16 protein-coding genes are annotated in these 19917 nt (G+C 50.4%); 11 read left to right on the top strand and 5 right to left on the bottom strand.

All coding sequences use genetic code 11. The features are described from left to right. Positions 1-96 precede the first annotated feature (96 nt). Positions 97-1614 carry a tryptophan halogenase family protein gene (locus tag PsB1_RS07835; RefSeq protein ID WP_284360264.1) on the top strand — a complete coding sequence of 506 codons (1518 nt, stop codon included), beginning with the start codon at positions 97-99 and terminating at the stop codon, positions 1612-1614. Continuing rightward, the gene (locus tag PsB1_RS07830; protein ID WP_284360262.1) at positions 1615-3018 is read left to right on the top strand and encodes a putative 2OG-Fe(II) oxygenase; all 1404 of its coding nucleotides are present in this window, start codon (positions 1615-1617) and stop codon (positions 3016-3018) included. A 143-nt stretch (positions 3019-3161) separates the two neighbouring features. Here PsB1_RS07830 and PsB1_RS07825 read toward each other — a convergent pair whose 3' ends face one another. Then, positions 3162-4742, bottom strand: coding sequence for a methyl-accepting chemotaxis protein (locus PsB1_RS07825; protein ID WP_284360260.1), 1581 nt, complete (start codon positions 4740-4742; stop codon positions 3162-3164). Between the two features lie 251 nt (positions 4743-4993). Here PsB1_RS07825 and PsB1_RS07820 point away from each other — a divergent pair, with 251 nt between their 5' ends. The 3 genes from PsB1_RS07820 to PsB1_RS07810 all read left to right on the top strand — a co-directional run bounded on the left by PsB1_RS07820 (position 4994) and on the right by PsB1_RS07810 (position 6643). After that, complete coding sequence (locus PsB1_RS07820) at positions 4994-5791, top strand: crotonase/enoyl-CoA hydratase family protein (protein WP_284360258.1); 798 nt, start codon at positions 4994-4996, stop codon at positions 5789-5791. Further along, positions 5788-6279, top strand: a complete 492-nt coding sequence (locus PsB1_RS07815) for a hypothetical protein (protein ID WP_284360257.1) — start codon at positions 5788-5790, stop codon at positions 6277-6279. The genes PsB1_RS07820 and PsB1_RS07815 overlap by 4 nt, the downstream gene beginning before the upstream one ends. 73 nt (positions 6280-6352) lie before the next feature. Further along, positions 6353-6643, top strand: a complete 291-nt coding sequence (locus tag PsB1_RS07810; protein ID WP_284360256.1) for a putative quinol monooxygenase — start codon at positions 6353-6355, stop codon at positions 6641-6643. Between the two features lie 61 nt (positions 6644-6704). Here PsB1_RS07810 and PsB1_RS07805 read toward each other — a convergent pair whose 3' ends face one another. Next, a complete protein-coding gene (locus PsB1_RS07805) occupies positions 6705-7610 on the bottom strand; it encodes an SDR family NAD(P)-dependent oxidoreductase (protein WP_284360255.1) in 906 nt (301 codons plus the stop codon). A gap of 233 nt (positions 7611-7843) precedes the next feature. On the opposite strand from PsB1_RS07805, the gene PsB1_RS07800 reads away from it, so the two are divergent. Then, a complete protein-coding gene (locus tag PsB1_RS07800; protein ID WP_284360253.1) occupies positions 7844-9916 on the top strand; it encodes a S46 family peptidase in 2073 nt (690 codons plus the stop codon). A gap of 42 nt (positions 9917-9958) precedes the next feature. Then, entirely contained in the window at positions 9959-11173 is a 1215-nt protein-coding gene (locus PsB1_RS07795) for an MFS transporter (protein ID WP_284360252.1), read from the top strand. Here PsB1_RS07795 and PsB1_RS07790 read toward each other — a convergent pair. Beyond that, the gene (locus tag PsB1_RS07790; RefSeq protein WP_284360251.1) at positions 11170-12288 is read right to left on the bottom strand and encodes a M14 family metallopeptidase; all 1119 of its coding nucleotides are present in this window, start codon (positions 12286-12288) and stop codon (positions 11170-11172) included. The two genes, PsB1_RS07795 and PsB1_RS07790, sit on opposite strands and share 4 nt — an antisense overlap. 32 nt (positions 12289-12320) lie before the next feature. Beyond that, entirely contained in the window at positions 12321-13298 is a 978-nt protein-coding gene (gene dgcA, locus PsB1_RS07785; RefSeq protein WP_284360249.1) for an N-acetyl-D-Glu racemase DgcA, read from the bottom strand. A gap of 300 nt (positions 13299-13598) precedes the next feature. Between dgcA and PsB1_RS07780 the strand changes: the two genes are divergently transcribed. Genes PsB1_RS07780 through PsB1_RS07765 form a run of 4 tightly spaced genes read left to right on the top strand, consistent with a single transcriptional unit; the run spans position 13599 to position 17290 of the window. Next, a complete protein-coding gene (locus PsB1_RS07780) occupies positions 13599-14729 on the top strand; it encodes an ABC transporter permease (protein WP_284360248.1) in 1131 nt (376 codons plus the stop codon). Next, the gene (locus PsB1_RS07775; protein ID WP_284360247.1) at positions 14726-15538 is read left to right on the top strand and encodes an ABC transporter ATP-binding protein; all 813 of its coding nucleotides are present in this window, start codon (positions 14726-14728) and stop codon (positions 15536-15538) included. Before PsB1_RS07780 ends, PsB1_RS07775 begins: the two co-directional genes overlap by 4 nt. 1 nt (position 15539) lies before the next feature. Then, complete coding sequence (locus tag PsB1_RS07770; protein WP_284360246.1) at positions 15540-16634, top strand: MlaD family protein; 1095 nt, start codon at positions 15540-15542, stop codon at positions 16632-16634. Further along, the gene (locus tag PsB1_RS07765; RefSeq protein ID WP_284360245.1) at positions 16634-17290 is read left to right on the top strand and encodes an ABC-type transport auxiliary lipoprotein family protein; all 657 of its coding nucleotides are present in this window, start codon (positions 16634-16636) and stop codon (positions 17288-17290) included. Before PsB1_RS07770 ends, PsB1_RS07765 begins: the two co-directional genes overlap by 1 nt. Here the strand turns inward: PsB1_RS07765 and PsB1_RS07760 are convergent. Further along, the gene (locus PsB1_RS07760; protein ID WP_284360244.1) at positions 17257-19776 is read right to left on the bottom strand and encodes a coiled-coil domain-containing protein; all 2520 of its coding nucleotides are present in this window, start codon (positions 19774-19776) and stop codon (positions 17257-17259) included. The two genes, PsB1_RS07765 and PsB1_RS07760, sit on opposite strands and share 34 nt — an antisense overlap. Between the last annotated feature and the right edge of the window lie 141 nt (positions 19777-19917).

Here is a 19917-nt window from a genome sequence, read left to right as displayed (position 1 = left end):
GCTCTCTGCTTGGATATTAAGAGATCAGTCAGGCCGATCGCAACCGCGGTCGGCCTTTATGATATGAGCTTATAAACGGTATAGGGACAAAGCTACATGATCATTGCGCAAGATCGTCTCATCTCATCAATTGTTATTGTCGGGGGCGGATCGGCTGGCTGGATGACGGCAGCTGCCTTGTGCAATGCGCTCCAAACCCGCTGCAAGCTTACACTCATCGAGTCGGAACAAATTGGCACAGTCGGTGTGGGTGAGGCGACCATTCCGCCAATCCGAACCTTTAATGAGATGCTGGGGATTGATGAACGCGACTTTGTGCGCGCCACCCAAGGCAGCTTCAAACTTGGCATTGAGTTTGTGAATTGGGGCAAGCTTGGTGGGCGTTACTTCCACCCTTTTGGTCCCCACGGTCGCGCCTTTGATATTGTCGGCTTGCATCAACATTGGCTGAAAGCCAAACAGGAAGGCGAAACCGCAAGCTTTGATGCGCATTCCATGGCTTGGGCTTTAGCGCGTGCTGGAAAGTTCATGCGCCCAAGCCAGGACCCGCGTAGCGTGCTTTCAACTTTTGACTATGCTTATCATTTTGACGCTGGGCTCTATGCCAAATTCCTGCGCGCCTATAGCGAAGCACGCGGGGTGGAGCGGGTGGAAGGCAAGATCGCCAAAGTGGATCAAGATGGTGAGACAGGATGTATTACCCAAGTTGCCCTTGAAGATGGGCGCAGCTTTGGTGGCGATCTCTTCATCGATTGTTCGGGCTTTCGCGGGCTATTGATCGAAGATGCTTTAAAAACTGGGTATGAAGATTGGTCCCATTGGCTGCCCTGTGATCGCGCGGTTGCGATGGCGTGCACCAAGGCTGGAGATTTTACCCCTTATACCCGTTCCACCGCTCAGGCGGCTGGTTGGCAATGGCGCATTCCGCTGCAGCATCGCACCGGCAATGGCTATGTCTATTGCAGCCAGTTTATCTCCGACGATGAAGCCGAAGCCACCTTGCGCGCTTCTTTGGACGGCGAACCCTTAGCCAAGGCCAATCGACTTTCGTTTGTAACCGGGCAACGCAAACTATTCTGGAACAAGAATGTCGTTGCTATAGGCTTATCCAGTGGATTTTTGGAACCGTTGGAATCAACCAGCCTACATCTTATCCAAGCAGGGATTTCCAAGCTATTGGCGCTGTTCCCGACTAAGGATTTCGACCCTCTGGTGCGCGATGAATACAATCGGATAGCCAGTACGGAGTTTGAGCGCATCCGCGATTTCATCATCCTGCATTACAAGCTAACCACGCGCGATGATGCGGCCCTTTGGCGCTATTGTGCGGCCATGTCGATCCCAGACAGCGTTCAGTTTAAGATTGATCATTTTAAGCGCTTTGGCCGCCATATTGCGCGCGATATGGATCTGTTTGGGCAACCCAGTTGGCTCGCGGTTCATTTAGGGCAGGGCAATTGGCCAGAAAGCCAAGACCCCTTGATCCATTACCGCACCGTCGACGCCGCCGCATATCTTGGCAAGTTGCGCGCCGCCATGACCCATGAGGCAGAGCGCGCGCCGACCCATCAAAGCTTTATCGATCAGCATTGCAAAGCCGAAGCGGTTTCTTAGATGCAAGATGGGCTTGGGTTACGCCAACGCGCTTTTGGTTGCCGGGAACGCCAAGAAACAGAAGAAGCCTTTGGCTGGATCCAAAAGGCTGCAGCCTTATTGCCCCAAGATCCCGTAACCGCCTTTGGCCATGCACAATTGGCATTTGAGACCGGCAGGCCAGCAGCTGGCCTATTTGAGAAAGCGGCGCGACTTGATCCGTCGAACTTACAGATCTCCCACAACCACGCTGCGGCCCTGGTTCAAGAGGGGCAAACCGATCGCGCAATCGGCTTGGTGGAAGAAAATCTGATCCGCCACCCCGACTGGTTAGCTGGCCATGCTTTATTGTCCAAAATCCGAACCATTTGCGGCCATCCCATTGGCGCCAATTACGCTAATGCCTGCGCCCGCCAACCCACTAACATGGGGCTGCATTTAGCGTGGTTTCAACTGATGGCCTTGGCCAAGAATTGGGACAAAGCTCGCGAAATTTTGGACCTTGCAAAGGCCCGCATGGGTGAAACCCAGGGCCTGATCATGTCGCGATTGTTTCTGGCAAGCCAAATTGAACTTGAGCAGTCCAAACCCGATTTATCCCGTGATTTGTTTGTGGGTTATGATCATTGGCATGATCCGGGCTTTGATCTATGCCGGGTGCGTTACTTCTTAAGGCGGGGTGAGATTGAGCGGGCAGCTTTTTTTGCGAATCGCCATCTTCAAAGCCAAACTCAATCCTTGTTTCTGCCCTATTTGAGCTTGATCTGGCGCTTGAATGACGATCCCAAGGCCCACTGGCTTGACCGGGGATCTCAGCTGATCAAGACTATTGAAATCGCACTCATGCCCGATGACCTTGCAAACTTAGCGCAGGTTTTACGCGACCTTCATAAGGCAAAATCACCCTATCTGGAACAATCGGTGCATGGCGGCACCCAAACCGATGGCCAAATCCTGTTCCACCATGACCCAGCCATTCAAGTCATTCGCGGTCGGATTACGACAGCGGTTAAGGGCTATCTTGACGCTTTGCCGCCACAAGAGCTCGGTCACCCTTTGTTGGGGTGTGCGCGCGGACCCATTGCATTTGCGGGCAGCTGGTCGGTCTGGCTGATGTCTAAAGGATTTCACTCAACCCACACCCACCCACAAGGCGTTATTAGCTCAGCATTTTATGTCGATCTGCCCAGCACCGAAAATCTTGGTTCACCGCCTGCTGGTTGGCTGGAATTGGGGGCACCACCACCCAATTTGAACCTTAGTTTGCCAGCTTATACACATATAGAGCCAAAGCCCGGGCGTTTGGTTTTGTTCCCATCAACCCAATGGCACGCCACCAAGCCATTTCAAACAGGCGAGCGTTTAACCATTGCCTTTGATGTAACATTGCCTCAAATCCCCAAGCCTGACAACACACCAATTTAGATCCTTACACCCTAGCCAATTCCCATTTTTTCACCGATCATTTATACCTTGCCAGTGGTTTTGTCCTCCATGATAATGATCAACCGTTTGAGGTGCTAACGCCATGATCTGGGCCCATCATTGGCTACTTACTTCGATCGTGCTTAAGCTGCCCTCACCTGATCTAGAAAGCTTACCACCGCGCGCTTTAGATTAACGGCTTGCACCCCCAATTCACGAGCTGCGGCGAGGCTTTGTTCGGCTGCAGCGCCTGTTTCTGTGGAGCCTTGCTGAACCAGGCCAATAGCTTGGCTAACTTCTGAAGTTGCAGCAGCCACATCGGACGTGTTTTGAGTGATTTCGCGTACAGCAATCATTTGCTGTTCCACCGAAGTAGAAATGGTTGCCGAGATTTCGTTGATTTCTACAATCGTGCTTGAAATACTGTCGATCGCACCAACGGCCAATTGGGTAGCATTTTGAACACCATTGATTTGGGAACTAATTTCTTCGGTTGCTTTGGCCGTCTGTTCTGCCAAGCTTTTAACTTCGGACGCAACCACAGCAAAGCCCTTGCCTGCTTCACCTGCGCGGGCCGCTTCAATGGTGGCGTTAAGAGCCAACAAATTGGTTTGGCTCGCAATATCTGAGATCAAGCTGACAACTTCACCAATTTTTCCGGCCGCCTCGGACAAAGCAATCACAGTCGCATTGGTTTCTGATGCTTTTCGTTCCGCTTCACGGGCGATCTGTGCAGCCATTTGAACTTGGTTTGCAATTTCAGAAATCGATGCCGACATTTCTTCTGACGCAGATGCAACTGTCTGAACATTGGCGGCTGAAGTATCTGCGGTGCGTGCAACTGCATTGGAGTGGGTGGAAGTTTCTTGCGCTGTCCTGCTTAATGTTTCTGAGGTGGTTTCAAGTTCGGTTGCCGCTGCAGTCACCGTGTCAACGACTTGTGCGACAGAGGCATCAAAATTATTGGCCAACTCAAGCATAAGTTCACGTTTTTCGGCCTCTGTTGCTTTCTGTTGCTCTTGATTAGTCATCTCAAGGCGACGCATCTCTCGAGCATTCGCAACAAAAACTTGCAGGGCTTTACGAAGCCTACCCACATCATCGCGCCGGTCTAGATCATCGACACTCGTGTCAATCTTGCCTTTGGCAACTTCTTCCATCAGCTCAGTTGTTCGCGCAAATGGGTTGGCAATGATATTGGAGAGGAATAAAGCCATCGCACCACCAACAATCAGATTGACAACAATCATAATGATGGAATGATTGACTGTCTCTACCAGTTTTTCACTCAATAAAGAACCAATTCGATTTTGTTCTGCTTCGGTTTGGTTCAGGAGGGCCTCACTCACATCGCCAAGTTTTGGACCTATCTGGTTACGTAGTGCAACGGCCTTGACATCAATCTTGATACGTTCTGCAACAGCCACATATTGATTGGTTAAATCAATCATAGTCGTAATGAGAGCTTTCCTTTTAGAGCTGGTTGTCAATTGACGGGCTTTTTTCAATGCGTCGATGACTTCTATCTTGAGTTGTCGGACCTTTTTAAGCTCATCGATGTTGGAATTTGCTTCAAATTTTAAGGCGTGGATGCGCATTGTTTGGAATTGCTCAGCAGCCTTGCTTACGACCATCGACTCGTTGGCAATCATCAGATAATTGTTGACTTGACTTTGCATATTCTTGGCTTCCAAAGCAAGGAAGCCAAGGGCGACAGTTACCATAACAATGAGAATTCCAAAGGAGATTTTGATTTTTTGGGCAACTGGTGCATGTCTGGTAAAGTACAGAAACATAGTATTCCTCGAGCAATTGGTATCCACTCTTATTGGATATGAATAAAACTAAAGAATCGTTTATTTTATGGGAGCATGATCTTTTTTGACATTACATTATAAATATAAAAACTAAGGAAAAATATTAGCCTTCTGGCTACGATCACTTTGCTTTTGTTTGATAAGATTGGAGTTTTGGTATGGCAGTAGCTAAATTGGAAAAAAATGGGGCAATTGCCACCATTACGATCACGCGTCCTGATACCTTGAATGCATTGGGCCAAGTTGGCGACGGCGATGTGATTTCAGGTTTGTGTGGCGTTATCAATGCCGATCGTGCCATCAAAGTTGCGATCCTGACCGGTGAGGGCAGGGCGTTTTCTGCTGGTGGCGATGTTAAAGCGATGAAGGAACGAAGCGGTGCTTTTGCAGGCAGTCCAGCTGAAATTCGCGAATCCTATCGTGGCAATATCCATAAAATCATTAAAGCCTTATGGAACCTTGAAGTACCCTTAATCAGTGCAGTGAATGGCCCTGCGATCGGGCTTGGGTGTGATGTTGCTTGCATGGGAGATATCCGAATAGCGAGTGAAACAGCAAAATTTGGCGTCACTTTCTTGAAACTTGGCTTGATCCCAGGTGATGGCGGCGCATGGCTGACACCACGCATTATTGGCTGGAGCAGGGCGTGTGAGCTTTTGTTTACCGGAGAGGTGATTGATGCAGAGACCGCACGCGAATGGGGCTTTGTTACCCGCGTGGTATCACCTGAAGCCTTGATGGACGAAGCGCGCAGCATAGCTCAAAAAATCGCCAACCAACCCGTGCATGCTTTGCGGGTGACCAAGGCCCTGATGCGGCAGGGACAAAGTGCTCAATTTGAGACCATCATGGAATTATCGGCGGCTTCGCAAGGTTTAATGCATCATACCAGCGACCATGCAGAAGGGGTGGCAGCTGTTCTTGAAAAGCGAACGCCATGCTTCACCGGCCAATGAAGCAACTTGTTTGCTGGCTTGGGCTTGCCGCGCTAGGCGCTTGCGACCTAGGCGATGCCTATCAAGATCCACGTGACCGAGGTAGAAGTGGTGGAACCTTGAGCTGGCGTTTGGTAGAGCAACAAGGCGGTGCAGCTGTCTTTTTGGCCCGGCCAGGAGCGGCACCTGATTTGGTGCTTTGGTGCGATGGCAATGGCGAGGTGACTTTACGCGCGCATGTGTTTGCTAATCCTAAACCAAATCCAGATTTGATACTTAAAACTTCTGGCGGCCAAATCAGGTTTGAACAAGTGCGTCGCCAAGGCGGTATGCGGGCGAGTGACCGCAAGCTAGTTGAAGGCCAGATTGGTTTAGATCGTTCCGGAGTTGCTGCAACTATTCTAGCGGCAAGTGATTTGACCTTAATGTCGGGTGAGGTTGTCTATCAAAGTGTGTCTGGCCATTCCGCCAATGTGTTACCGGTCTTTATGAAGGCCTGTAGCAAATAATGCACCTTGTTCTAGCTGCCCCTCACTCGAACCAAGTCGAGAGCTAACGCAACCATCACAATGGAGAGATAGCATGATCGGAATTTACGCCCATTTTACCATTCAGCCCGGGAAACAGGCAGAATTTGAGGCCTTGATGACAGAGTTTGTGACCAAGGTAAAAGCCACAGAGCCTGGTGCCACGGTTTATCAATTGTGCAAAAGTGCTCTAGCTGAAGATGACTATTTCATGTTGGAACTTTACGCAGATCAAGCTGCTTTCGATGCACATGCCAAGACCGAGCATATGGCGGCACTGGGTGGTAAAATTGGACATTTTCTGGCGCATCCGCCCAAGATTATGCGAGGCCCTGCGATTTTTTAGGTCGAGATTGGGTTTGCACAGGGCCAAGCATGCAAAAGCTAAAGAAGGCAAATGCGCGGGCTTAGCCGCCCGCTAGTTTGCGCATGAATTTTCCAGTCTGACCGCCACCTTGCTCATAGGCTTCGTGGCCAGCTGGATCACAAATCCGATCCCAATTGTCACGCACTTCTTCGGCTGTAATGCCGTCGGTCTTTAGACAAATGCCGTCTGTTTCATAGATTTTGGCGACAGCAAATACGCCTGCCCCCGCAGAAAGCACAGTGCCGGTCGGTGCATCTTCGCTGACCAGAAACATCACCCCAGGGGTCACGTATTCTGGTTTCAACAATTCAAGCATGGCGGGCGGCATCAGGTTTTCTGTCATGCGTGTTGCTGCAACCGGGCTGATCGCATTGACCTTGATGTTGTGTTTCGCGCCTTCCAGTTTGAGAGTATTCATGAAGCCATAAAGCGCTAGTTTCGCGGCACCATAATTGGTTTGGCCAAAATTGCCGTACATGCCGCTCGATGAAGTGGTCACAACAATGCGGCCATAGTTTTGGGCCTTCATGATTTCCCAGATAGCTTTGACGGGCTTTACTGTGCCCATCAGATGCACATTCATCACCACTTCAAAATCGGCGATCTCCATTTTGGAGAAGCTTTTGTCGCGTAAAATGCCAGCGTTGGCGATCAATACATCAATCCGCCCCCACTTTTCCATGACTTGGGCGACCATATTGGCGACACCCGCATCGTCGGTAACAGAGGCTCCATTGGCGATGGCCTCTCCGCCAAAGGCTTCAATCTCAGCGACAACGGCTTGTGCCGCCGCCGAATTGCCCCCGGTACCATCCATCGCGCCGCCAAGATCATTGACCACAACTTTGGCCCCGCGCCGCGCAAGCTCTAGAGCATGCTGCTTGCCCAGACCACCACCGGCACCAGTCACAATGGCAACTTGGCCATCAAAGCGAATATCTGACATCCCCATCTCTCCTGAGTATTATAGTTGTTGGCATTGAATTATAAAGTTGCCTTGCCTACAGCTTACGCGGGCGTCAAGGGAAAGTGGCATGGCTTGATTTACGCTTGATTTATACCTGATCTGCAAATTGTTAGACATTATCCTGTTAATCCCCTTTTGTCTGCCAAGACGCCACGCTAGGATTTTAGATGCCTTGGCGCATGGTGTGACAGGCCAATAAAGGATTTAAGTCGATGAATTCTAAGTTTTTACTTGCAGCAAGCCTAAGCGCTTTACTTCTCAGCAGTGGGGCCCGTGCGGACGAAGGCATGTGGACATTTGACGCTTTCCCAGCGGCGAAAATGAAATCGACCTATGGCTTTGCACCAGATCAAGCTTGGTTGACCAAGGTTCAACAATCAGCGGTTCGGCTTTCGGTTGGCTGCTCGGCAAGCTTGGTTTCTGATACGGGTCTAATTTTGACCAATTGGCATTGCGCCTCTTCGTGCGTCGCAGATTTATCTAGCGCGGAAAGAGATTATGGTTTGAAAGGGTTCTTAGCGGCCACTTTGACAGACGAAAAGGTCTGCCCTGGAATGGAAGCTGAAGTGCTTGTCTCCATCACCGATAAGACTGCGCAAGTGAAAGCCGCAACGAAAGGCGTTGAGGCTTCTAAAGTCGCCCAAATTCGTAGTGTAGCCATCACGAAGTTGGAAGAAGAAGCTTGTAAAGATGCAGACAAAGACTTGTTTCGCTGCGACATGATCTCTTTGTTTCGAGGTGGGCAATATAAATTATATAAATATCGGATCTATAAGGACGTCCGTTTGGTGTTCTCGCCCGAAAACGTGATGGGCTTTTTTGGCGGTGACCCCGACAATTTCAATTTCCCCCGCTATAATCTCGATAGTGCCTTTTTACGCGCCTATGAGAACGGCAAGCCTGTATCCACACCAACCCATTTGACCTGGACGACAGAAACGCCAAAAGATGGCGAAGTGGTCTTTGTGGCGGGCAACCCCGGCTCAACCGAGCGTTTGCGGACCACCAGCCAATTGAAGTTCGAGCGCGACTATCGCCTCCTTACCCGCCAATTGGTCCGCTCAGAATTGCGTGGGCGTTTGATCGAATATCGCACCAAAAATGACGAGGCCAAGCGTAGTGCCGAGGAAACCCTCTTTGGTGTTGAAAATAGTTTTAAAGCCCAATATGGCCAGCAGCGCGCCCTAATGGACCCCCATTTTTTCGCAATCAAAGAAAAGGAAGAAGCCAATCTGAAAGCTAAAGTTCGCGCCAATCCAAAACTATTGGCCACAATTGGCGATCCCTGGGCAGAGATTGATGCCGCTTTGACCAAGCAGCAAGATCTTTTCTTGGAGCATGAGTTTTTGGAAGCGCGTGCGGGTTCAATTTCAGGACTCTATGGTGCTGCCCGGCAATTGGTGCGCATCGCCAATGAACGTGCTAAGCCATTAGCTGAAAGATTGCCCGGCTTTTCTGACGCGGCGATAGGACAAACCGAGAAGCAGCTTCTAACCGAAACCCCCATCTATAAGGACATGGAGGTTATAGGCCTAGAATTGTGGCTTTCTAAAGCGCGCGAATATCTGACCGCTGATAATCCTTCGATCAAGCGCTTGTTGGGTGCTGAGAGCCCTGAAGGGCTGGCTGCACGCGCGATTGCTGGCACGAAGCTGACAGATAAGGCCGCTCGTGAAGCTTTGATCAAAGGCGGGAAAGCTGCCATTGATGCCTCCACTGATCCTTTGATTGTCTTGGCGCGTCGCGCTGAAACCGATGCACGGGCGATCAATGTTAAAATGAACCAAGAGGTGAATGGACCGATTTCTCAGGCAGCCGAAAAAATCGCCAAAGCGCGCTTTGCTATTTACGGTACCAATGTCTATCCCGATGCGACCTTTACCTTGCGTCTATCCTATGGCGTCGTGAAGGGCTGGAACTATGCGGGCGTTACCGTACCCGCGACGACCACTATAGGGGGTTATTTTGAGCGCGCTTCAGGTGAATTTCCATACGTTGCCGCCCCATCTTGGCTTGCCGCAAAGTCAAGTTTGGATCAATCAACCCCGTTCAATATTGTGAGCACCAATGATATTATTGGCGGTAATTCTGGCTCGCCTTTGATCGATAAGCAAGGGCGCGTCGTTGGGGCGGTCTTTGATGGCAATATTCACTCGCTGGGTGGCAATTATGCCTATGACGGGCGGTTAAACCGCACGGTCTCTGTGACCACCGCCTCCATCACAGAAGCCTTGCGTAAGATCTATAAAGCCGATCGCTTGGTGGCGGAATTGAAAAGTAAGTAAGCCTTGAGAGCGCACTTTGTTGCATGAGCGATAAGGTGCGCTTTGACCTTGCCGTTTATGGGCATAGCACCCTATGCCCGTACCATGCCGTTGATCGCGCGTATGACCCTTTTTATGATGCTGGCGCATGTCTCGTTGGGGGCAATTTTACCTTATCTGCCAGTTTGGCTTGCGACAACAAAGGGCCTAACCGGCGCGCAAATTGGGGTCATACTCGCTTCATCCAGTTTTGGCCGCATTCTGGTTGGTCCATTGGCTGCGGCCTGGGCGGAAGGGCGGTCCGATCGACGCACGCCTTTGATTGTTTTTTCAGCGGCAACCGCTCTTGGCTATCTCAGTTTACCATTTCTGGGTGTCTTCTGGCCTGTGGCGCTGGCGTGCTTTCTGGCGGGGGTTATGTTTCAATGCCTATTTCCCTTTGGGGAGGCGGGCATTATGCGTGTTACCGCCCACTCTTACCGTTGGCCATATGCCCGCGCGCGTGCCGCCGCTTCGGCGGCGTTTGTTACAGCTAATCTTGGGGCCGGGGCGGTCATTCAAGCTTTCGGCGTTCCCGCTGTTTACATCTGGTTTGCAATTGCATGCATTCTAACGGTTGCGAGTGCATGTTGGCTCACGCCAGAACCTATTCAGAAGCCCAATGTTCGCCCTATGACAACACGGCTGATGGAAAATTTTGGCTTGTTAAAACGCAAGCGATTTTTGCTCGCCATCATTGCCGCAAGCTGCATCCAAGCTGCCCACGCTTTTTACTATGGCTTTTCAAGTAAGCTTTGGCTTGAACAAGGATTTTCGGGCACCCAAGTTGGTGGCCTTTGGGCCACAGGCGTGATTATGGAGATTGGCTTTTTTGCATTGCTGGCAGGGCGCCTGAACCATTTTAAGCCCGAAGCCCTGATTCTGTGGGGTGGTTGCGCCAGTGTGGTGCGATGGAGTGTCTTAGCGCTAAGCCCAGGTTTGGTGATCACCTTTATAGTCCAAGGACTGCACGCTTTATCTTTTGCTGCAACCCATATGGGCTTCATGCACCTGATCGAGGATGAGATTGCGGTTGAATCACGACCAAGTGGTCAACAATTGGGTTCTTCTTTGATCATGTCACCTATGATGGGCGTTTCAAGCATGGCGGCTGGAACATTTTATGATCGGTTTGGGGCAGGTGGTTATTGGAGTGGGGTCTTTTGGGCACTGGCTGGACTGGTTACTTTGCTCACCCTTTTGGGCTTTGCTCGGCCAAGTCTGAAAAGAGGCCACTAGGTCGCAGATTTTCCTAAATAGTCAGCAGCGCGGCCGATCACGTCTAAGCTGCGGGCCCAGACCATCTCTTTCCAGCTTTCCTCCTCTGGGTAAAAGGCTGCGCGGCTGGCTTGTCGAATTTCAGCGGCCTCTGGTCCTTCTGGGTTGCCATAGCAATGCAACCAGCTCGAGGCTTGCGTTGCTGTAAAGACACTAAAGGCATCCAAGGTACCAAATTCAAGGGCTACACACACCGTCCATGTTGGCTCTAGTGCTGCCAAGATTGCTCCATCCAGCGTGCCTGAAAGATCGGACGAAACTGAATCTATGTCCTTGGTTGAGCGTATTTGATCACCCCAAATGTCGCGCTGGCGACGATAATGATCGCAGGAAAAACTCGCCTGCGTGATGAGTTCGCCATGCCCATAAGACCCAAGGCCTGTGTGTAAATCTAAGGTGACAACACAATCCAGTCCTACACAATGACGCGCGATTAACTCATGCAAGGTACGATTGGACCAACTAGGTGCAAATCCCCCAAAATAAAGGCCCTTGGGATGGCTATACTGCCCCCCAGTTAGAGCTGCCTGCAATAAGTCGAGACCATGCTCACGACCAAACTCCAATAGCTTCACATGGCTTTGTGTAAGCGTGCCTGCATCGCGTTGACGAGGAGCTGCCCAGTTCGCCAACAAATCGTAGATGGGGTTTGCCGGCAAATCTTTTGAAAAATCTGGTAAGTAGTTTCGGTTCAGGTCGATATTGTCTTCGTTGAACCGACTATCCCAGGCAAAGCCAAAAGGGTTATGAGCATGAATGAAGACCAGCCTTATGTTGTTGGCCCAAGTTTGCGCCCAGCCACTCGCCATTAGTCCGAACTGTACCCCAGACCCACAATATCCTTCAGGACCATGGGTGCCTGAAATGATAACGATGGCCGCGCTGGGTTGATCTGGCCCAAGGATAGCGCAATCGAGTGAAAGTTCAAGCCCTCCAGGCCCTCGCGCGTGGGGGAGGATATGTCGCTCAATCTTTGCATTGTGGCTTTGCGCCACCATTAAAAATTTTTCGCGCGCTTCCAGATAAGTAGCCGAAAAATATGTACTAATCGGAGTAAGGTCTGTCCAATAAGTCATTCAAGCCACGTTAGGGTGATCATACCAAGCCTTCATCCCCATAAGGCTTTAAGGGGGGGATGAACAAAAGGACCTTCATACACTAAGCTGGGTTCACGATCGAGCTCCAACAATATGGGGCCATCCAAATCAACCCAATCGGCCAGTTGGGCCAAAAGGACAGCTGGCGCTGTGACAAGGCTTGTACCAACCATACATCCCATCATCACCCGCAAACCAGCGGCACGTGCAGCTTTGATCGAGGCGAGGGCTTCTGTGAAGCCTCCCGCTTTATCCAATTTGACATTCACAGCATCGTAGTTTTGCACCAAGTGCTCGATATCGGCACTGGTATGAAAACTCTCGTCGGCGCAGATTGCAATAGGGGCAGCCAATTGCCCCAATTTTTTATCTTTTTTAACGCCAAAGGGTTGTTCAACTAGGTCGATGTTCAGCTTGCGCGCTTGAGCTAAGAGCTTTGGCAAGGTTTGCGCGCTCATGCCTTCGTTAGCATCGACAATCAATCGGGCATCGGGACGGGCGCTGGCAATTTGGCGTACACACTCTAGGTCATGCTCCCCACCCAATTTGACTTTCAGTACCGGCCAAAGGTGGGCAAATTGTGCCGCCCGTGCCATAGCTTCGGGGGTATCAAGTGAAATGGTCAAAGCAGTGATGACAGGCTTGGGTTCAGGTAAGCCTGCTAAAGCCCAAACTGGCTGGTCCGATGTCTTGGCTTCCAAGTCCCACAACGCGCAATCAAGTGCATTTCGCGCTGCCCCGGCTGGTAAGATTTCCTGACACCTAGTTCGATCAATCCCTAACTCAACTAGGGGGCGAACAGCCTCTAGTTGCGCAATCACGGTGTTGCAATCTTCTTGATAGTGGGCATAGGGTACGCATTCACCGCGCCCGACATATCCATGCGCCGACAAGGTAACAGTGACGACTTCGGCTTGGGTTCGCGCACCGCGTGCTATGCGAAACACCCCTTTTAAGGGCCATACCTCTTGAGTGATATGAAACTGCATCTTGCTTCTACTTGCTTGATCAACATCTGCTTAACAGACATTCCATCCACGATCCAACTATCGTTTCGATTTTACGGTCTAATCACGTTGAAGCAGGTCAAGCAGTAGGTGACATGCACGTCTAGAAGTCACATAAAACCGTTGATCCATAATGCTAGGCGGGCATGATATAGGTCGAAACAATCTGATGAAATAAGAGGCATGCCCCCCCTATTTTGCATTGGAACTCTGGGATAAACAGGCCATTCATGTTTCAACCAACTATGCTGTTGTCGGCTGACAAATGAGGAAGGCCATTCATTGTCACCCTTAGAGGCCCAATTTTCGATCGTTACGAGCAGTAAGGGGCCCGTCCTGCGGGTGTCTGGTGATTGGACCATTCATACAATTGGTGCGTTGGATGCGCGATTGCGCGTTGTTCGTGGGCTAAATGCACATCGCCCGGCTATTGTAGATGTTGCGCAGTTAAAAGATCTCGATACAGCCGGTGCCTATGCCATCGAAAAGGCATTAGCCTCTTCGCTAGAAAGTCCTGCCATTTTAATTGGTGATCACCCAGTAGCAGGGCGTATGTTGGGCGAAGTCCGCAAACACACGCAGGGAAGAAATGTTGAAACCCGCATCACTTCATCTGTTCACCAATTTTTGGAGCACATTGGCCGCAGTGTCGTTCAGATTTATGATGAAATGGTCGATACTTTAGGTTTTTTAGGCGAAACCATTGTGGCCTGTTGGCGCGCCATTTTAAATCCAAGTAGTGTTCGATGGTTGCCGACGTTTGCGGTAGCAGAAAGTGCTGGTGTTAACGCAGTACCAATCGTCATGACCTTATCTTTTTTTATCGGATCGGTTCTTGCTTTTTTAGGCAAAACGATTTTGCAAGATTTTGGGGCATCGATTTTCACGATCGAATTGGTTGGTTTTGCAGTTTTGCGAGAATTTGGCGTCTTGATCACTGCGATCATATTGGCTGGAAGGTCAGATTCTTCCTTTACCGCCCAAATTGGATCCATGAAAATGACTCAAGAAATAGATGCGTTACGTATCTTGGGAATGAATCCTATGGATATGCTGGTGGTACCAAGGGTCATTGCCCTTTTAGTGATGTTCCCGATCTTGACGTTTTTAGCGATGCTTGCGGGGATAGCTGGCGGGGCATTGGTCACGGTACTCACTTTGGACCTTAGTCTGACTTTATTCTTCACACGCCTAACCAATAATGTCGGTGTAGATCAATTTTGGGCTGGCATGGCTAAAGCACCAGTGTTTGCCATTATCATCGCTATCATTGGCTGTCGCCAAGGACTAAATGTGGCCAATAATGTCATTTCACTTGGTCAGCGCACCACCGCTTCGGTGGTGCAAGCTCTTTTTATGGTCATTGTGGTCGAGGCGGTTTTTGCATTAATCTATATGGAATTAGGGATATGAACCCGGCGCATGCCCTCACCCCCATTCTGGATTTGCCGGAGGATCAAATCGCGATCCGTTTGCGGGGTATTGCCAATCGCTTTGGCAAAGTTACCATTCATGAAAATTTGGATCTGGACGTAATGCGGGGTGAAACCATCGGTATTGTCGGTGGTTCGGGTACTGGAAAATCGGTCTTGATGCGGGGCATTATCGGGTTACGCCAGCCTTCTGAAGGCCAAGTCCATGTCCTTGGCTATAATGTCTGGTCGGGTGATGCAGGCCAGCGCCAAGCACTCGATTCAAAATGGGGCGTTATGTTTCAAGATGGCGCTTTATTTTCAAACTTAACCGTGCATGAAAATGTGTTGGTTCCGATCAGCGAACATACAAACTTGCCCAAGAGTTTAGCGTCCGAGATTGCTGATTTGAAGATTTTAATGGCGGGTCTGCCTTTATCCTCTGCCCATAAATTGCCCTCAGAATTATCTGGTGGGATGCGCAAACGCGCAGCCTTAGCGCGCGCAATCGCCCTTGATCCAGATATTTTGTTTCTGGATGAGCCTACAGCCGGTCTTGACCCTATCACGGCTGGTCGGTTTGATGAACTGGTTAATGAACTTAAAGAGACTTTAGGGCTAACAATTTTCCTCATTACGCATGATTTAGATACCTTGCGCGACGCGTGCGATCGTGTTGCAGCATTGGCAGAAGGCAGAGTTATAGCTATCGGGCCTTTAGATTATTTACGCCAACACGCCACGGGTTGGTTGGCTGAGTATTTTGGTGGGCCGCGCGGGCGTGCCGCATTGGGATTGGTTGGAGGGTGAGATGGAAACACGTGCCAATTATGTGATGATCGGATTGTTCACCATATTAGCGCTTTTCTCCGCGATCTTTTTTACCCTCTGGATGAGCAATTCAGGGATTGATAAACAAGAATCCCATTTTGAAGTCATTTTTGAAGGTCCAGTCCGAGGATTGGAAGTCGGCGGCGAAGTTAGGTTTAATGGGATCAAAGTTGGTGAAGTCACGGCATTAAATCTCAGTGTGAAAAACCCCAAGGACGTGGTGGCAAGGATACGCGTTCAAAGTGCGACGCCGGTCAAGACTGATTCGATAGCCCAATTGGAACCTTCTGGATTAACCGGATCTGCCTATATCCAAATTCTGGCAGGTTCAGATGGCGCAAAACGCCTGTATCCACGCATCGGTCAAAACCCGCCAATTATTCGTAGCCAACGTGGCCAATTAGATCGTGTGTTACAGGATGGGGAAAGTATACTTTCATCCTCCCTTGAAGCCGTCACGCGCCTAAATAAGCTTTTAAGCGCTGAAAACATGGACAATTTTACCAATATCTTAAAGGAAGCGAGCCTCGCCGCTGAAGCATTTCGTCAGACCAATCAGGAAGCAATTGTTTTGGCTCGCACAGCGAGAAAATTCTCAGACCAAAGTTTAAAGGTAGCAGTCACTTATGATGTATTAGGAAAAAACCTAATTGTTCAATCCAAGACTTTAAGTGATGAGTCTCATGGCTTAATCCGTGCGAGCCGTCTTTTAGTTGAAGGTCTCAATGAGGATGCCAATTCTTTGTCTGGGGGCGCGGAACTGACATTAGCTAAAACCATGGAATCCCTAACCCAAGCGCAGGCTACCATGAAAGAGTTTAATGATACCGCCATTGCTATGCGTATCGCGACCAACCAATTTGGAGCTGTGGCCGAGAATACAAACCGTGCCGTGGTCTCGATTGATCATTTTTTCAAAACGGGTGCCGAACAAACCTTGCCTGATTTGAGCAGGGCATCGCAGGAAATTCGCAATACAGCGATGACTTTTGATGCACTTGGTCAGCAGATCAATCGCAATCCAATGGAATTGGTTAATCGCCCACCTCCTGCGACAGTGAAATGGAAACAATAATGCACCCTCAACGACTTGGTTTGATTCTGGCGGTTATGTTGGTCTTAATCCCTGTGGCAGGATGTATCACTTTACTGCCAAAACCCGCAAAAGCCCCATTGGTAGTTGCCATGCGCGCGGATCCAAATACGGTCCGCTTGGCTCAGCAAAGCCCCTTTAGCATTGGAATTGGCCTGCCAAACCTGCCAACGGTTTTAGATGGGAATGGCATTGCGGTGATGCGGGAGGATAAGACTTACGCTTATGTTGAAGGATTAAAGTTTTCTGCATCTTCGGCAATATCGATCCAAAACGTCGTGCTCGAAACCTTTGACCGTGCTGGAGCTTTTGTGTCGGCGGTTCGTGCGGTCACAATAGCCCGCCCTGACTATGAAGTTCATTTTGACGTTAGTGATTTTCAAGTCACTGAACCCCAAGGACGTAAAAAAGGTGTAGCACGGATTGAGGCTTCAGCCCGTCTGATCGACGCTTATAGCGGTAAACCAATTGCTTCCAGGGTTATCGTTGGCGAAGCAATTGCGCCCCGCGGCAATGTCACCCAACCTGCACGTGCGCTTGAACTGGCCACTAGGGACTTTGCTTTAAAGACCATGAACTGGTCACTTGAAGCCATCAAGGCCGATCAGGCTTCAAGGGCCGCATCTGCGGTAAAATAGAGACGGGCTTCGTGATCTCTAAGCCGCCCTCTAGAGGCGGCTTCGCGACGGGCCTCAACAAATCGCACAATGGCGCCTCGTAAATCTGTATCGGAGGAGAGGCGGTGACGCATCGCGAGGACTTTGGTTGGGATGATATTTCGAACGGCACGACGTGCTTGATCGCGGGATCGGCTTGCTAATCCATTGAGCTCTTCTAGTGCCGTCTCGTTAAGGGATAGGTCAAGGCCTAGATCGCTCACTAAAGCTGAAACCATGGATGTTTCTGTTGATCCATCTTTAGAGTCGAGGGTTGATAGGACTTGTTTCCAACTCCAATTCCCCTTTCTACCAGAATTGGCTGCCGCGTTTCGATCCGTCTGTAGCTCTGCAAATGGATCCTCTTCTAAGGGGATTGGGCTGGAAATCGCCAAACGTCCCCTTAATGAAGGTGTACCAGCGTTCAAACCGTCAGGGGGCCTATAGGTATTGGGTGTTGAAATGTGGGTGTCGGTAGGACTAGAACCCAGTGAACTAGAACCCATTGGATTTGGAGGCGAAACCTCTGGTTGTGGGGGCACAGATGGGGCAGTTTGCATTGCAGTGAGCGTAGATGCGGATTGTGCACCCCCAAGGCCGATAGGAGCCATAACACTGGAAAGCCCGCCAAGGCGATGAACCACTTCGGCTAAGGCAGCATAGGAATCGCGCAAACGCACTTGGAAAGCCTCGTCCAAAGCTGCTGTTTCGTCGGCTGCCTTTCGTCCAGCTGCATTGAGGCGGGCTAGCGTTTCATTCAAAGCGGTTTCAATTGCATGCGCCCGCGCTTCAGCTTCAAGTGGTAATTGATCAAGCCGCCGATCCATGGCATCCAACACATCTTCAACCGAACGTGCTTGATCGGCACAAGCAGCCGCCAGAGCACTAAAGCGCTCTTGGATACGGACACCGGTTTGATCCAACAGGCCAGATGATTGTTCAATCAAGGCCTGAGCTTCTTTCACCCGAGATTCAAGGAATTCATCTGCAGCGTGACCAACATCAAAGGCCGTTTGGCGTGCCTGTTCAAGTCTTTGCTGGTTTTCTATCACTTGCTGGCTTGCCCTTTCGCGCGCTTCTTCGGCTGTTTCACGCATGACCTCACCACTTGCCTTTAAGCTTTTTAGGGTTTCTTCCCCTGCAAGGCGGGCAGCCGCGGCTTCAGCACGAAGCGCTTCCACTACGGCGCGCGCATTGGCTTCTGCAGTGGTGCGGACATCATCAAGGGTGGCGAGCGACAGGTCGCGTGTTTCTTTTGCCTGCCCGACAATGGTAGCGGATGCCTCGCGGGCAGACTGGCTCGCCCCGGTGGCGGCTTGATTGAGAGATTGCACCGCAGTTTCCAAACTTGTGATAGCTTCGTCCGCACGCATGCGGGCAAGAAACATGAGATCATGCGCGCGTGTTAGGGCAGCCTCGCCCCGCATCGCGGCACTATCTAAATCCGCAATCGCACTCGTAGCCCGCCCGGCAGCAAGGTCTAGGCGTTCAGCCGACCCAGCTGCTAATTCCGATACTTGACTGGATTGGACAGCCAAGCTTTGTGCCACTTCGGTCAATCGCGCGGCACGTTGATCTAAATCCACCGTAGCTTGGGCGGTTGTGGTGGCCGCAAGTGTGGTTATTTCTGACCAAGAAGCCAACACCTGCTTTAGGTGATCGCGTTCTTGTTCCATTGTTACGACAAGGCTTTGTGCGCTGTGGCGGGCAATTTCTCCGGCTTGGTTTAAGGCTTTCGTACGCTGGTCAACATGGGTTTCAATTTGGGCAAGACGTTCTTCAACCTGGTCGAGTGCTGCTTCAAGACGGCCAATTTCACCTTGTACAGCTTGCGCCGTGGATCGAATGGCACCCTCAGCAACATGATTGGGATGTAACAAGCGCCTCACTGCAGTCAACAATAATTTAGACTCGCGTTGTGACTTAGCTAAACTTTCCCCCAATAGGCCAGAAAGCAGCGCAAATACCGGTCCAAAAAGTAAGACAGCAAAACTGACAAGCATCGTCGCTTCATCAGTCTTAAGCGTGTTGATGTTCTGAACGATATAGTGACCAACCCCGGCCACCCAAATCATAGCTAAACCAATAGAACTAAAAAGCAAGGTTGGTGTCGATTTGTATGCTGGCCGTTTTTTGATCGAAACATTGCCATCTGGTTCTTCCGCAGCCGTCTGCCACGCCATTTTGGCTTCAGCCGCTTGCATTGGTTCAGTGCTGTCTAGGTCGCTATCTGAGCGCGCCGCTAGATCCCCGCCTGAGGCTTGAGAGAGTTCAACGGATGTCGATAGGGACGGCACTGATTTTTTCTGAGCCGTGGCTTCTACCTCTGTTTGGTTGTCGGCATGCATAGCCTTGGCAGTCTTTGTGGCAGGTGCAGGAGCCTCCATAGATTGAGTGACTTTGTGTATATGCTCTGACTTATCTTTTGGCCCCAACTCAGAAGCATCCTTATGTGACTTATTACTCATTGTTTCGTGCCCAACCCGCAGCAACTTCAGAACTTCGTCAACGCTTGGTGCCATCCGGCCCCTACATCGCCCCAACATGCCTCACCAAGCGTGGCCAAGCAAATTGATTTACATTGGGGGTGGGTGGGGTGTGATAGCTTC

This window comes from Candidatus Phycosocius spiralis (assembly GCF_030158815.1).
Lineage (GTDB): Bacteria > Pseudomonadota > Alphaproteobacteria > Caulobacterales > Aquidulcibacteraceae > Aquidulcibacter > Aquidulcibacter spiralis.
Note: the sequence above shows the minus strand (reverse complement) of the source record. Positions and strands in the feature narration are given on the sequence as shown.